Raw genomic sequence first — 15,004 nt, forward strand, 5'->3', positions numbered from 1 at the left:
CGTTGTCAAGGATTAAGGATTAAAGATAATTCCTAATCTTGAGAAGTGGAGAATAACGGATTCGAACCGTTGACCCCCTGCGTGCAAAGCAGGTGCTCTAGCCAGCTGAGCTAATCCCCCTTCACCATTGATGAAAGACCCGCTAAATCGTAACCGGTCGGTCACCAACTGAGAAGTAGTCCCAGGCAGAGTTGAACTGCCGACCTCTACATTATCAGTGTAGCGCTCTAACCAACTGAGCTATAGGACTGTCAGTCAAACCCTCGCCTTACGGCTCGGCTTCTACTTTTCTCGTATATTTTAATAAACAAGTACGCGCAGTACAAGAGGTTCCTATGGAAGCATAACTTCAAGAACCAACGATCGAGTCGAGACGTCACTCCAGAAAGGAGGTGTTCCAGCCGCACCTTCCGGTACGGCTACCTTGTTACGACTTAGCCCCAATCACCAGTTTTACCCTAGGGCGCTCCTCGCGGTTACGCACTTCAGGTACCCCCGGCTTTCATGGCTTGACGGGCGGTGTGTACAAGGCCCGGGAACGTATTCACCGCGCCGTGGCTGATGCGCGATTACTAGCGAATCCAGCTTCATGGAGTCGGGTTGCAGACTCCAATCCGAACTGAGAGAGGTTTTAGGGATTAGCATCACGTCACCGTGTAGCTGCCTTCTGTACCCCCCATTGTAACACGTGTGTAGCCCCGGACGTAAGGGCCGTGCTGATTTGACGTCATCCCCACCTTCCTCACATCTTACGACGGCAGTCTCGACAGAGTCCCCAGCATAACCTGATGGTAACTATCGATAAGGGTTGCGCTCGTTATGGCACTTAAGCCGACACCTCACGGCACGAGCTGACGACAACCATGCAGCACCTTCACAAATGCCTTGCGGCTGATCTGTTTCCAGAACATTCATTTGCAATTTAAGCCCGGGTAAGGTTCCTCGCGTATCATCGAATTAAACCACATGTTCCTCCGCTTGTGCGGGCCCCCGTCAATTCCTTTGAGTTTCACCGTTGCCGGCGTACTCCCCAGGTGGAATACTTAACGCTTTCGCTTGGCCGCTTACTGTATATCGCAAACAGCGAGTATTCATCGTTTACTGTGTGGACTACCAGGGTATCTAATCCTGTTTGATACCCACACTTTCGAGCATCAGCGTCAGTTACAGTCCAGCAAGCTGCCTTCGCAATCGGAGTTCTTCGTGATATCTAAGCATTTCACCGCTACACCACGAATTCCGCCTGCCTCTACTGTACTCAAGACACCCAGTATCAACTGCAATTTTACGGTTGAGCCGCAAACTTTCACAACTGACTTAAGCATCCGCCTACGCTCCCTTTAAACCCAATAAATCCGGATAACGCTCGGATCCTCCGTATTACCGCGGCTGCTGGCACGGAGTTAGCCGATCCTTATTCATACGGTACATACAAAAAGGCACACGTGCCCAACTTTATTCCCGTATAAAAGAAGTTTACAACCCATAGGGCAGTCATCCTTCACGCTACTTGGCTGGTTCAGACTCTCGTCCATTGACCAATATTCCTCACTGCTGCCTCCCGTAGGAGTTTGGACCGTGTCTCAGTTCCAATGTGGGGGACCTTCCTCTCAGAACCCCTATCCATCGATGGCTTGGTGGGCCGTTACCCCGCCAACAACCTAATGGAACGCATCCCCATCAATGACCGAAATTCTTTAATAGCTGAAAGATGCCTTTCAGATATACCATCGGGTATTAATCTTTCTTTCGAAAGGCTATCCCCGAGTCATCGGCAGGTTGGATACGTGTTACTCACCCGTGCGCCGGTCGCCAGCAAAGAAAGCAAGCTTTCTTCCTGATGCCCCTCGACTTGCATGTGTTAAGCCTGTAGCTAGCGTTCATCCTGAGCCAGGATCAAACTCTTCATTGTAAAAGTATCGTGACTGCGCAAATTAAAAAAAATTAATGTGCGACAGCTTATTATCTGTTCAGGACGCTCGAATTCAAAAGTTTATCTTTACCTATATAAAATAAGTATTGACGGTTCTCTTGTTTTACCCAAGGCAATTCCCCATTGATAAGGAAAAGCCTTGCTCTTGTACTACTTGTATTGTTTATGTAAATCTGTTCAAAGATCGCTCGTTTCACGATTGCTGTTCTTTTCAGAAAGCGGATGCAAAGGTAAGAACTTTTAAGTATATCCTCCAAATATTTTCGGAAGTTTTTTTTCTTTTTTCTTCTCTCTTTTCTCTTTCCTCGTCGTCTCTCTTGTCGAAAGGGAGGCAAAAAGAAAAAGGAAGAAGAACCAGGCACCGTTTCTTTTAAAAGAATGTCAACTCGCGCTGCTTTCATTTTCAAAAGCGGGTGCAAAGGTAAGAACTTTAAAGCATAACTTCCAAATATTTTCGGAAGTTTTTTTTCATTTTTCTTTTCCAAGACCGAAGTTCCGGAAGAAACCGATGGCAAAGAAGAGAAAAATGGAAGCTTACCGCTCCGTTTTACTGTCAGAATGTCAAAACATCGCCGCCTTCGTTCCCGAAAGCGGATGCAAAAGTAGGCCTTTTATGGACATCTGCAAAATTTATACACGGTTTTTTTGAGAGATTCCATGAACTTTTTCATAACTCACTGATTGATAGATATGTTTTAAAGCATGTTTTTTAAAGGAAACTGGGATAAGGAAAGGAAGGGACACATTATATATATACGCGCGCGCAATACAAGCTCCAATTCACACCTTGACATAGACCACAGAACGACAGGCACCGCGCTTGCGAATCACGCCGGAATCGATAAATGTCTGCAAATCCCTCGAAGCCCGGCGGGCGGTGACGTGGACAAGGCGGGAATATTCTGCACGAGTGATACAGATATTAGCCTCCAGAAAGTCCATCATGCTTTTTTCACGGGCAGCCATGTCGCCCATTGCTTTCGGTTTATCCGGAAAGAAGCGTTTATCCGCACGTTCCAACTCCATCTTACCTGCCACATAACGTTTGAATTCGATGCTGGGACGGAATTTCACCGTGGACATCTTGACCGACTCCGCACGTACTTCTTTCTTATTCATCACCGGATGGGTACACTTCAGCGTGGTGCTGAAGAAGCCAAGTCCCTCTATCTCCACCGTATAGCCCTTTGCCAGCCAGTCTCCAAGCGTAGTGGTGATGGCTTGCACAATACCCACAACCATGGCGTGGGGCATATGTTCTTCACGAAAAACCCGTTCCATGAACTCTTTACCGGAAATGGTTCCCTTGGAACAGACACGGGCATGTAGCGACTTCGGTTCCTCGCCTTCGGGGACGGGCGTTTCATAAAGGTCATAATAAGCACTCATAAAATAATTTAAATTAATGGTTTATAGAGAATTGAGGAAAACTTGCAGCAAACTTGGGGAAGAAATGTTCTCGAAATCGGCAGAAGCTGGCAGTAAAGGTACTAATTATTTTTCTTGCCACAAGGATTTTACTTTCTTTCCACTGCCGTATTCTTTTCTTTCCACAGCTGTGGAAAGAAAAGAATACGGCAGTGGAAAGATTAGCATCTAGGATAGAAAAGGATAACTCCCAATGAGTCTGTCCTTAGTTCTTGGCAGGCAAAGAAACAGAAGCCTCCAATATCGGGGAGACAGACTCCCAAACCTGAGCATCAATACTCTGCATTCCTTGCACAGAAGGATGCCCCCATTGTTTATCAATGTCGTGCAAACGAATATTCTCGATGCCATAGTACCGGCAAATTTCATCCATGGAATCAGTTACCTCTTCGGATAATTCAGAATTGGTAATATTATAAATCCTGGCCGCAGGATAGAGCTGCTTGAGAGATGCAAGCAGATAGCAAAAGGCAGGACGGAAGCTATACAAATCGGCTTTCGTCCAGCCATCATATTGGTATGCGCCAATGGGGGCACCTGCCCAGCTGTCATTGGTACCGCCAAAAACAAGGATTATGTCGGGGGTGCCGAGGTTGTGAATACGAGTGATAAAAGAACGGTCGGAGTAATCGGCTTTCTCGTAACCGGTATGACAGACGGTGGAGCCGGAATAGGAATTGTTGCGTTCCAACTGAAAGCCGTGCTCATGGATGAAACGGTACCACCAGGTTTCCTCCACCTTTGTCACATCATTCTCTTTCTTTTCGCCGGGAACTCCATACCAGCAGAGATTGGCGGCAGGAGAGACATGACCGTAAAAAGTGGAATAGGAATCGCCAAGAATAGAAACTTTCTTTTGAGCAAACACCCCTGATATAAGGGGCAGGGAAAAAATAGCCAGAAAAAACAAGGATTTGCAGTTCATAATCAATAGATTTTTATGTCGTATGCCGCAAAGTTATAAAGTTTGTCCCGGTTTGACGGCAGGAGACCGTAGTTTTTTTTGCCATAGCCCGCTTATATGAAAGTTCCTCTACCGCCGGATTTCCACAAAAAAGGAAATGCCGGATTGATAGAGGAGCAAGAGAATGAAGATGAGAAAGAGTATATTTTACTCCCGTCCTCCACCGAGGACTTGATAAAAATTGATGATACCTTGTATTTCATCAAAGCGGTGGGCTACCTGTGTCAGTTGGGCAGAGAGTAGCCCCTGCTGGGCAGTGAGCACTTCCAGATAGGTGGAGGTGCCGTGCCGCATCAGTAACCGGGTGCTGCGGACGGTAGTTTCCAGTGAAGTTATCTGCCTTGTGCAGAGCTCCGTCTTTCCACGGGTTACCTGCACTTGGGTCAGAGCATTGTTCACTTCGCTGCCGACATTAAGCAAAACTTGCTGAAAAGCGAGCCTGGCTTCTTCCTGCTGTGCTTTGGCATCTTGAGCTGTGCCACGTTCAGCCCTTTGTTGAACAAGGGTTGTGTCAGCGAGTCGATGGCAGACAGAAGAAGTTTTCCGGGATTGACAATCATGCTTCCTGCCGAGTTGGTCCAGCCAGCTGTACCGCTCAGGGTGATGGAGGGGTAGAAAGCAGAACGGGCGGCATTTCCCTTACCTGCTGCCGGAGGTCGAGCAGCGAAGCTTCCACCTGGGCGACAGTTGGCTTCGGATTGCGAAACACTCGCCTCGTTCGTCATGCCTGCAGCCATCATGGCTCGCATGGTGCGTGCACTTTCGCGCCAACTGGCGGCTGTTTCTTCGGAAATGCGGTATTGCTCGTCAAGTATCAGCAAGGTAAAGGTTGGCCACATAGCTATCAGCGAAGTGCTGACGGCTTGTTCGTACTCCAAACTTTGAAGGTAGAGCGCTTTGGAGCAGCGCATGGCACTGGTCAAATTAGCCCAAATATCGACTCTCCAACTTGCCGAGGCAATACCGGAATAGGTCCACGAACCTTTGGAATTGTCGAAACTGCTGACGCCACACTGCGGAGTGAGCATAAACGAAGACAGGTACGAAAGTTTGGCCGACATCAGCGTGGCTTCTGCCTCCCTGATGCATTGCTGGGCGGAAAGCAAGTCGGTGTTGCCTTGCAAGATTTGCTCGATGAGCGACTATAATTGCGTGTCCGTAAAAAGCTCGAGCCAGGAAAGGGAGGCGATGGAGACAGTGTCCGATGCCGCAAACAGACTCAGGCTATCCAAACTTTGCCCGTCCAAATCGTGTTCATAAAGTCCATCGGTTGTGATGTCCTCCGGGCGCTGGTATTTGGTATAGATGCCGCAACTGGTCAGTACCAAGCCGGCGACAGCTAATACTGAAAGAGATTGCCGAAAAATACCGTTTTCCCGACCAGTTTTTTTCGGACGATATTTCAAGAAACACACGGGAATGTCACTCAAGGAGTATAGAGCAAAGAGAACTGAAGCATAAGCATACATAAATCCCCCTTATCCTCTACCTCTTTAGTATTTTTTGCGTATATTTGTCAGACACTAATTTAATCAATTCAATGCCATGAGAAAACTTACACACATGCTCCTTGCAGGTACCCTCGTCCTGGCCTGCTCTTCATGCGGGGTAGAAACAACAGCCAACTATCAAGTCATCCCCCTGCCCCAGGAAGTTGCCTTGAGTCAGGAATCTCCCTTCAACCTGAATGCCGGTACCATCATCGCCTACCCCGAAAACAATGAACTTTTGAAACGCAATGCTGAGTTTCTGGCTGAATACATCAGCCAGTCCACCGGCCACACCCTCCAGACAGAAGCCCTTGCCCCGGGGAGCGAAGCGCCCAAAGACGCCATCACATTAGGACTGGATCCGGCTATCCGCAACCGGGAAGGCTATGTGCTGACCGTCAAAGCCGACCGGGTGACCCTAAACGGCCAGACCGAGAACGGAGTGTTCTACGGTATACAAACCCTGCGTAAATCAATCCCTGCCGAAACCAAAGCCACCTCTATCCTATTGCCTGCCGGCAGCATCCAGGATGAACCCCGCTTCAGCTACCGAGGCATACACCTCGATGTGGGCCGCCACTTCTTCCCCATTGAGTTCATCAAGAAATACATAGATTTACTGGCACTTCACAATATGAATACCTTTCACTGGCACCTCACCGAAGACCAAGGCTGGAGAATAGAAATAAAGAAATATCCCAAGCTGACGGAAATTGGCGCCTGGCGCGACCGTACCGTCATCGGCCGGAATACCGAAGAGTATGACAATACCCGATATGGCGGTTTCTATACGCAGGAACAAGCCAAGGAAATCGTAAAATATGCCGAGGAGCGCTATATCACGGTCATCCCCGAAGTAGACCTGCCCGGACACATGCTTGCCGCACTGGCCGCCTATCCCGAAATGGGATGCACCGGTGGACCGTATGAAGTGTGTCCACGTTGGGGAGTATTCGAAGATGTGCTGTGCATCGGCAACGAAAAGTCCATGCAGTTCCTCGAAGATGTCATGGCCGAAATCATTGATATATTCCCTTCCAAATACATCCACATCGGCGGTGACGAAGCTCCCCGCACCCGTTGGGAAAAGTGTCCCAAATGCCAGGCGCGTATCAGAACCGAAAAATTGAAATCCGACAAGAACCATACAGCCGAAGACCGTCTGCAGAGTTATTGCATGACACGTATCGAAAAGTTCCTCAATAGTAAAGGACGCCGGATTATCGGCTGGGATGAGATTCTGGAAGGCGACGTCGCTCCTAACGCAACTGTTATGTCATGGCGTGGCTCGGCAGGAGGAATCAAAGCGGCCCAACTGGGACACGACGTGATAATGACACCCAACGACTATTGCTACTTTGATTATTACCAAAGTGAGGATACCCGGCACGAACCATTTGCCATCGGAGGCTTTGTCCCATTGGAAAAAGTATACAGTCTGAATCCTACCGCCTCACTGACCGAAGAACAAGCCAAGCACATACTCGGCGCACAAGCCAACCTTTGGACAGAATACATCCCGACCAGCGAGCAGGTAGAGTATATGGTTCTCCCCCGTATGGCCGCCCTTGCCGAAGTACAATGGACACAACAGGAAAAGAAAGATTATACAAACTTCACTACCCGACTGGCCGGACTCATCAGCCTCTACCGGAGAGACGGGCTCAACTACCGGGAACCCTTCCGACAGCAGGCAGACTCCACTGCTACCGAGAAGAAGTAATCAGAACTGGAAATAAATAAACGGCTGTATCTCCGAACTTTTCATCTGAATGACCAGATAGATTACAGCAAGCACCAGTACCGCCTTTCCCAACAAGGGAAGGCGGATTACTGTTTTTGTGCAGGCACGTTCCCAACTGTCGGGCACAAAATGCAGGAAATATCCCAATGCCATCAATGCGAACACTTCCCAATAGCCTGCCACCAACTGCGGGAAGAGTTGCGGACGGAAAGTAGTGAATATCTGCCTCAGCATATCCATTGATGTGGAAAACTCCGCATTACGGAAGAATATCCAGCAGAAACAAACAAAATGGAAAGTAATAAGCACCCCGAAGAACCGGCGAATGCCACGGCTTTCCGCACCTTTCTTATGTCCGGTGAGCGTCATCCAGCACTTGTGGGCTGCAAGCGCAACACCGTGCATCATCCCCCAAAGGACAAAATTCCACGAAGCTCCATGCCACAAGCCACCCAGGAACATGGTAATGATGAGATTGGCGTACTGGCGGATTTTCCCCTTCCGATTGCCTCCCAAAGAGATATAAAGATAGTCGCGCAACCAACTGGAAAGCGAGATGTGCCACCGCCTCCAGAACTCCGTAATGGAAGCGGACTTATAGGGAGAATCGAAGTTGATATTGAAATGGAAACCCAGCAACAAGGCAATGCCAATAGCCATATCACTGTAACCGGAGAAGTCGCAATAAATCTGCAAGGCATAGCCATAGACACCCATCAGATTCTCCACCCCCGAATAAAGAGTAGGATTATCAAAGATACGCTCTACGAAGTTGACACTGATATAGTCCGATATGACCGCTTTCTTGAAGAGTCCACTCACGATGAGGAAGATTCCACGCCCGAACATCTCCCTGGAGACAAACAGTGGACGGCGGATTTGCGGAATGAAATCACGGGCACGTACAATAGGCCCCGCCACCAACTGGGGAAAGAAGGAAACATAAAAAGCATAATCCAATAAACTGCCCAGAGGCGTTATCTGGCGACGATACACATCTATCGTATAGCTCAACGACTGAAAAGTGAAAAAAGAGATGCCCACCGGAAGGAAAATATCCATTGCCGTGAACGTTCCTCCCGTCAGCGAGGCAAAAGTTTCGCCCAGGAAATTGGTGTACTTGAAGTAACACAACAATCCCAAATTGATGAACAGACTCAACACAACCCATGCCTTACGTAGCCAGGGAATAGCCTCGCGTGCCATCAAACGTGCAATGAAAAAGTCACAGACCGTCACCAGTCCAAGCAGGAAAAAATAAGTGCCACTACTTTTATAATAGAAGTAATAGGAAAACAAGGTGACAAACAGCAAACGCGCCGTCGTCCGGCGTTGCAACAACAGATAAACCAATATAAAAGCGACAAACAGCCAGAGGAAAATACCACTGCTGAATATCATCGGGGCTTGCGGGTCATAAGTGAAGACATCGCGCAAACGGTCCAAGTCTATATTCAATCCGGATAAAAATTCTTCAATATTCCACATAATCGTTATAAGCTTTTAACAAGGCCTGGCAGAACAGCTCGCCTTGCAGGCGGTAACCGTCCGGCAAATAATGTACATGGTCCGGACGCATCAATCCGGCTTCCTGCCAGTTGAGGCAGGCACGGTGGGTACCGCCAAGTATTTCGTACATGTCCCATACCGCCAATCCGTTTTCATCGGCATAGCGGCGGATGGTCTGCACGGCAACGGCAGTACGCGGATTAATCTTATAGGTCCGACGACGGCGACGCTGCCGGAAACTCTCGTAAGAGCCCGGAGGAGTGGTCATCAACATCGGTACATTCGGCAGTTTCTCGCGAAGCATGCGTACAAGGTCATCCATCTGGCGATAGTGCAGCATTGTATTGTAACGGCGGTTATGGCTTTCGTTCGTCCCGAAGGAAAGAATAAGCAGATCGGGATGCAGAGCCGCAATATCAGCAATACGGTCCGGACGGGTGAAAGTAGTACAAAATGCACCGTTGATACCTACATCGGTATAAGAGACTGCCCCGAAAGTGTCCTGCATCAACGCACCGGTGGTACGGGGGAAGATATGGCCGCGTATATGGCTGTCGCCCACATGTACGATGCGAAGCGTATCAGCGGAAGCACCCAGCCGGGACAGACGCAACTTCTCCCAGAAAGGATTAAGAATACCCAGACTGTCGGTAAGTACATTCTCCTTCATTTGCCGGAATGCGGCGGGAAAAGTTATCAAAGGGACAGACACCGTATCCGTACGTTGGGAATAGAGGCAGAGAGTATCACAATCCGCTCCACCGGTATGACACGAAAGGCTGCCTGGCAGTATGTCTTGTGCATGGAGCGGCCGTATCGCCGCAATCAGTACCAGCACCGCGCAGCAAATCATACATCGTAAATCGTACAATCGTAAATCCTCCTTATGGCTCCTCTTCATAGTAGGCCCTCCTTCTGTCATACTGTTCCTTGCCATAAATCAAAGACTCATAAAGTAATCCCGCAAGATGCTTTCCACCACGGAAGTTGATGTGCGTATAATCATAATTGGCCAGTGACGGCTTGGCATGCACCATGTCTGCCATGCTGCCTTCCCCACCCATGGCCTCGAACATGTTCCAGAAAGCGACAGCCTCATCCGCTGCCAGATTCTGCTGATAACGAACCAGATTCTTGATGCCAGGCATGGTACGCAGCTCCCCTTCTTCGGTCTTATAGTCCCTATCGCCCACGCTGACTATGAGGATGGCTGCTTGCGGAAAGGCCTCCTTGAGATGCTGCACCGTTGTCTGCATGCCGGCAATGTACTTGTCGTAATTCCGTCCGCGCTCTGTAGCCACATTCAGTCCGTACTGCAGGATTATCAAATCGTAAGGACGCTGTTCGTTGAACTCGCGCATCATCCACACGGGAACAGAACGGAGGGAGAGGCCGGAGCTGCCACGCAGTGAGAAGTTATCCAGCACAATGCCGGAAGTACCGTCCATGGCAAGGCCATAAAACAAGGTGGAGTCCGCACTTTCCACCGTCCAACGGACAGAACCGATATTTCCCTCTACCGTCATCTCCTGCAAATCATCAATCGGCTCAAAAGTCTCAGTAGTTGCTTCGCCACGATTGACGCGGACAGAAAGGGTGGTTGTGCCACGGTTATAGAAAAAAATACTGGCACGCTGGCAGGTGTCCAGACGGGAGGCATAGTTCTTCTGCCCCCGCAGTTCCACATAAGCACCGGTATTCGGAATAAAGTAATGTCCGGAGACTCCCAGCTTGCTACGGTCAAAGAACACGGAGTCCATGACAGAATGACTCTCCCATCCGCTGAAGGAATGACGCACTGTAGGGCGGAAGCCACTGGTCATGGACGTAATGGTGACAAAACCTACTCCGCAACCGCCATATTTCTGCTGAAGCATCTCGCGTAAATCAGCCGTCAGAATATCCGCTTCGATAAAGGAGTCGCCGAAGTAGGCGATACGAACCGGACGGGGTGCTTTGGCAAGCTCGTCGAGTGCCTGATAGAACCGCGTCATGCCACGCATGGTAGAATCACTATAATCTTCAATGCACGTCATGCCCGCACGGCAGGTGTCCACAAAGGCGGGCTTCACCTTCGGGGGCGGAGGCAGCAGGCTGTCCGGCTCACTCACCGGCTTGGAAGGACGACGCACGTCCCCCAAGATATCCACACGCCTCAGCACACGGCTACCCATCGTAATACTTGGCAACAGATGCATCAGCAACAATGCACCCCATACGATAAACGCCAACAGACCCGTATATTTCAATGAATTCTTTTCCATACCTAATGTGGACGCAAAGATATAGATATAGGTTGAAAAATCTCTCCGGACAAAAAAGAATTATCCCCGAAGAAACAAGATTTTTTCTCTGGGGATAATGGTTATAGACAGAGCAGACCCGATTAAATGGTCTGTTCGATATTCCAAACAAAAGCACGGAGTCCGAGTTGCTCGGTCTCCTTGTCCATCCGATGGAGCGCTTCGAGCAACGGAGCCACCTTAGCCTCATCTATGATAGTGATGATGGCGGAACACATACTGGGCCAGGCATGGCTGCCATAGTGCGGTTCTCCCGTCTTACTGCCACGCCCCTGTACTTGCTGCCAATAGCTGAAGCCGCGGCAGTTGTGGCGATCAAGCAATGCCATGATACGTTCAAAGAACGCTTGGTCGAATGTTATAAATACTGATTTCACGCTATATAATGTTTAGTGATTAATGTTTAATGATTAACGGATAATGATTAATCATTGTTTACGTGGTTTCGTCATCTTCTCCTTATGCAACTGGTAATAATCATTCAGCTCACGGTCTTTCTTAATCTTCTTACGTGTGCGCCGAATACCAACACCTGCAAACGAGCAATAGAGTACAGGGACAAGAATCAATGTCAGAATGGTAGATACCGTCAGACCGCCAATTACGGCAACCCCCAACGGACGCCACATCTCGGCACCTTCACCCTGCCCTACAGCCATCGGCACCATACCGAGGATAGTGGTCAGTGTAGTCATTAATACCGGACGCAAACGGCTGCGACCTGCCGTGACTACAGAGTGAAGCACCGCTTGACCACGTTCGCGGCAAAGCGTGATGTAGTCGATGAGTACGATACCGTTCTTCACCACAATACCAATCAACATGATTCCACCCAAAAGCGACATCACATTCAAATTGGTTCCCGTAAAGAATAATGCCATCAACACACCGCTGAATGCAAATGGAATGGAAAACATGATGATGAACGGATAACTCAAAGACTCAAACTGAGCTGCCATCACAATGAATACGAGAATAACAATCAATACAGCCAGCGTTCCCAAGTCGGAGAATGAATCCTGTTGGTCCTCATACGAACCCGAAATCTGGATAGAAACACCACTTGGTAGGTCCATCTTATCAATTATAGCATTACCATTGGCCACCACATCGCCCAAAGGTGCTCCCGAAATAACCGCAGATACAGTAACAATACGCTCACGGTCTTTACGTTCGATGGTAGGAGGAGCAGAACGCTCGACTACTTTGCCGAGGTCTTTCACGCGGATACCCTCACCGGAAGGCGTATAAATAAGGATGTTCTCCAAATCTTCAATCTTTGTACGGAATTCGGGAGCGTAACGCACACGGATGTCGTACTCGTCACCATCTTCGCGATAATAAGATGCCAAAGCACCATTTACACGATTACGCAGATAGTTGGAGGCAGTAGAAAGATTCAAGCCATGCAATGCCAGCTTCTCACGGTCAAAGTCCACCTGATATTCGGGCTGATAATCCTGACGGCTGATATTCACTTCACTCACACCTTTCACCTGCAACAATTTCTCTTTCAGTTCGGCTGACACTTTGTCCGTCGCGGTGAAGTCGTAACCATAAACCTCAAAGTCGGCACTTGCCTGGGCGCTCATGCCGCCTGTGCTACCGCCCAGAATAACCTGCGCCTTGTCCAATTCGGGATACCCCTTCAAGTCCTCACGCATTTCGTCGCAAACGGTTTCCAGTGTCACGTCACGGTCTCCCGGACTCACCAGACTGATATTGAAACTAATGATATGACTACCGTTGTCCTGCATGGAAGCAAACGTATTGTCAGAGTCCGCCTGCCCCACAGTGTAGTTGCAAACTTTCATCATATCTCCGTAGCGCGTCATCCACTTGTTTGTCAGTTCCGAAGCCAACGCTTCCGCACGTTCCACACGGGCCCCGATGGGCAACTGAAGGTTGATACCGATGCGGCTATTGTCTGCTGCCGGGAAGAACTCGGTACCTATGTACTTGGCACAGAACAGACTTGCCACAAAAAATGCGGCACAGCCTGCCATAACCGTCAGACGATGGCGCACAGCCCAGTTCAACCGGTTCTGGTACCACACGTCAAGACCGTCCAACGCACGCTGAATCGGCGTATAGAGCGTAAGGAACATCTTACTCTGCTTTTTCTGCAAACGCAGAAGCTGCGCACACATCATCGGAGTGAATGACAAGGCTGAAACTGTGGAAACCGTCATAATCACACACATCATCCATCCCAACTGACGGAATAGCACACCGGACATGCCACTTACCATCGTCAATGGGAAGAATACCGCAATCATAGTCAGCGTAGATGCAATTACGGAGATGGCCACCTCGTTCGTGGCATGTATCGCTGCCTGCTTCGGTTCGGAACCCCGTTCAATATGGGTCGTTACATTCTCGAGTACCACAATGGCGTCGTCCACCACGTTACCAATAGCAATGGAGAGACAAGAGAGCGAGATGATATTCAGTGAACCGCCGTCGATGATACCCAGATAGATGAACGAGGCAACCAATGACATCGGTATGGTGATACAAATAATGACCGTGGCACGCCAACGCCCCAAAAAAACGAACACCACCAAGATAACGAACAGCATAGCGTACATAATGGTTTCCTCCAAGCTGTCTATCGTATTCAGAATGTTTTCGGAAGTATTGACAATGATCCCCAGCTTCACATCGCTCGGCAGTGACTTCTGCAACTGCGGCAACATATCAATTATCTTCTGCGAAATGGCTACAGAATTGGCACCCGATTGTTTCTGCACCACAATCATGGCGCCCTGCACACCGTTGCTATACGTCTTCTGTGCACGTTCCTCCACAGAGTCCACAACTTTTGCCACATCGCGCAGATAGACGGAAGCACCGTTATGCGTACCTACCACGATGTTCTCCATCTCTTTGGGATCCTTGAACTCACCTTCCACACGCAGCGAATAGGTATTGTTACCCACATCGAACGTACCGCCCGGCGTATTCCGGTTTTCGGCACTGATAATAGAGCTGATAGTTTCTACTGAGAGGCTGTAGGCATCCAATTTATTGGGGTCGCAATATACATTGACCTCACGTTTGGGGGCACCCGAAATAGACACCGTACCCACACCTGGCACACGCGCCAAGGGATTCGCCACGTTGTCATCCAATATTTTATAAAGAGCCGGCTGGCTCTCCTCTGCCTGCACGGAGAGCAGCAGGATAGGAATCATATCCGTACTGAACTTGAAGATGATGGGAGTTTCGACCTCATCGGGCAGCATGGAGCTCACCATGTCCAGTTTATCACGCACGTCGTTCGTCAGCACGTCTATGTCATATCCATACTCAAACTCCAGCGTAATCACGGAAATATTCTCCGACGAACGGGAAGTGATATGCTTCAGATTACTGACCGAGTTCAGCACGTTTTCCAACGGACGAGTCACGTTGTTCTCAATGTCCGAGGCACTGGCACCCTGATAGGTAGTCATCACCATAATGGTGTTGGTCTCGATATCCGGATAAAGGTCTACCGGCAATTTCGACAGAGAGAACAGACCAAATATAGCCACTGCCAGGAAGCAGAGCGAGGTCATAATCGGTTTCTTAACCGCTCCTTCGTATAAACTCATAAGATTAATTCTTTAATTTGCCAATGTGCTAATA

Annotated in this window: 10 protein-coding genes, 2 tRNA genes, 1 rRNA gene and 2 pseudogenes; 2 read left to right on the forward strand and 13 right to left on the reverse strand. The window is 49.1% G+C overall.

Annotated elements, in window-relative coordinates:
• Positions 1-46: 46 nt before the first annotated feature.
• The 8 genes and pseudogenes from HUX74_RS07310 to HUX74_RS21010 form a co-directional block, all read right to left on the reverse strand.
• Positions 47-120 (reverse strand) — tRNA-Ala (locus HUX74_RS07310).
• 56 nt (positions 121-176) lie between these two features.
• Positions 177-250, reverse strand: a tRNA-Ile gene (locus tag HUX74_RS07315).
• 135 nt (positions 251-385) lie between these two features.
• Positions 386-1,912, reverse strand: a 16S ribosomal RNA gene (locus HUX74_RS07320).
• 50 nt (positions 1,913-1,962) lie between these two features.
• Entirely contained in the window at positions 1,963-2,418 is a 456-nt protein-coding gene (locus HUX74_RS20700) for a hypothetical protein (RefSeq protein ID WP_226791233.1), read from the reverse strand.
• A 295-nt stretch (positions 2,419-2,713) separates the two neighbouring features.
• Complete coding sequence (locus HUX74_RS07330; protein ID WP_117601039.1) at positions 2,714-3,322, reverse strand: HU family DNA-binding protein; 609 nt, start codon at positions 3,320-3,322, stop codon at positions 2,714-2,716.
• Between the two features lie 244 nt (positions 3,323-3,566).
• A complete protein-coding gene (locus HUX74_RS07335; RefSeq protein ID WP_174646435.1) occupies positions 3,567-4,286 on the reverse strand; it encodes an SGNH/GDSL hydrolase family protein in 720 nt (239 codons plus the stop codon).
• 186 nt (positions 4,287-4,472) lie between these two features.
• Positions 4,473-5,440 (reverse strand): annotated as a pseudogene (locus HUX74_RS07340) (TolC family protein); the annotation flags it as partial.
• A 27-nt stretch (positions 5,441-5,467) separates the two neighbouring features.
• A complete protein-coding gene (locus tag HUX74_RS21010) occupies positions 5,468-5,653 on the reverse strand; it encodes a hypothetical protein (protein ID WP_370293083.1) in 186 nt (61 codons plus the stop codon).
• 17 nt (positions 5,654-5,670) lie between these two features.
• Here HUX74_RS21010 and HUX74_RS21015 point away from each other — a divergent pair.
• Both HUX74_RS21015 and HUX74_RS07345 read left to right on the forward strand, forming a co-directional pair.
• Positions 5,671-5,786: pseudogene (locus tag HUX74_RS21015) on the forward strand (AraC family transcriptional regulator); the annotation flags it as partial.
• 84 nt (positions 5,787-5,870) lie between these two features.
• Positions 5,871-7,538: a beta-N-acetylhexosaminidase gene (locus tag HUX74_RS07345; RefSeq protein WP_174646436.1), complete on the forward strand. Its 1,668-nt coding sequence runs from the start codon at positions 5,871-5,873 to the stop codon at positions 7,536-7,538.
• Here the strand turns inward: HUX74_RS07345 and HUX74_RS07350 are convergent, their stop codons facing one another.
• The 5 genes from HUX74_RS07350 to HUX74_RS07370 all read right to left on the reverse strand — a co-directional run bounded on the left by HUX74_RS07350 (position 7,539) and on the right by HUX74_RS07370 (position 14,970).
• Positions 7,539-9,047 (reverse strand): MBOAT family protein, encoded by a 1,509-nt coding sequence (locus HUX74_RS07350; protein ID WP_174646437.1) that lies wholly within the window; start codon positions 9,045-9,047, stop codon positions 7,539-7,541.
• The gene (locus tag HUX74_RS07355) at positions 9,034-10,005 is read right to left on the reverse strand and encodes an SGNH/GDSL hydrolase family protein (RefSeq protein WP_226791299.1); all 972 of its coding nucleotides are present in this window, start codon (positions 10,003-10,005) and stop codon (positions 9,034-9,036) included. The genes HUX74_RS07350 and HUX74_RS07355 overlap by 14 nt, the downstream gene beginning before the upstream one ends.
• Positions 9,953-11,332 (reverse strand): SGNH/GDSL hydrolase family protein, encoded by a 1,380-nt coding sequence (locus tag HUX74_RS07360; protein WP_174646438.1) that lies wholly within the window; start codon positions 11,330-11,332, stop codon positions 9,953-9,955. Before HUX74_RS07360 ends, HUX74_RS07355 begins: the two co-directional genes overlap by 53 nt.
• Positions 11,333-11,454: 122 nt before the next feature.
• Positions 11,455-11,748 (reverse strand): PG0541 family transporter-associated protein, encoded by a 294-nt coding sequence (locus HUX74_RS07365; RefSeq protein WP_005825638.1) that lies wholly within the window; start codon positions 11,746-11,748, stop codon positions 11,455-11,457.
• Between the two features lie 51 nt (positions 11,749-11,799).
• Positions 11,800-14,970: an efflux RND transporter permease subunit gene (locus HUX74_RS07370; RefSeq protein WP_119961931.1), complete on the reverse strand. Its 3,171-nt coding sequence runs from the start codon at positions 14,968-14,970 to the stop codon at positions 11,800-11,802.
• Between the last annotated feature and the right edge of the window lie 34 nt (positions 14,971-15,004).

The sequence above is a fragment of the Bacteroides sp. Marseille-P8574 genome, from assembly GCF_902825465.1.
GTDB classification, from domain to species: Bacteria; Bacteroidota; Bacteroidia; order Bacteroidales; family Bacteroidaceae; genus Bacteroides; species Bacteroides uniformis.

What these genes read in the sequence shown, in the direction of transcription:
- HUX74_RS07330 (WP_117601039.1), bottom strand. Translation starts at nt 3,322, where the DNA reads ATGAGTGCTTATTATGACCTTTATGAAACGCCCGTCCCCGAAGGCGAG.
- HUX74_RS07370 (WP_119961931.1), bottom strand. Translation starts at nt 14,970, where the DNA reads ATGAGTTTATACGAAGGAGCGGTTAAGAAACCGATTATGACCTCGCTC.
- HUX74_RS07345 (WP_174646436.1), top strand. Translation starts at nt 5,871, where the DNA reads ATGAGAAAACTTACACACATGCTCCTTGCAGGTACCCTCGTCCTGGCC.
- HUX74_RS07360 (WP_174646438.1), bottom strand. Translation starts at nt 11,332, where the DNA reads ATGGAAAAGAATTCATTGAAATATACGGGTCTGTTGGCGTTTATCGTA.
- HUX74_RS07350 (WP_174646437.1), bottom strand. Translation starts at nt 9,047, where the DNA reads ATGTGGAATATTGAAGAATTTTTATCCGGATTGAATATAGACTTGGAC.
- HUX74_RS07335 (WP_174646435.1), bottom strand. Translation starts at nt 4,286, where the DNA reads ATGAACTGCAAATCCTTGTTTTTTCTGGCTATTTTTTCCCTGCCCCTT.
- HUX74_RS07355 (WP_226791299.1), bottom strand. Translation starts at nt 10,005, where the DNA reads ATGGCAAGGAACAGTATGACAGAAGGAGGGCCTACTATGAAGAGGAGC.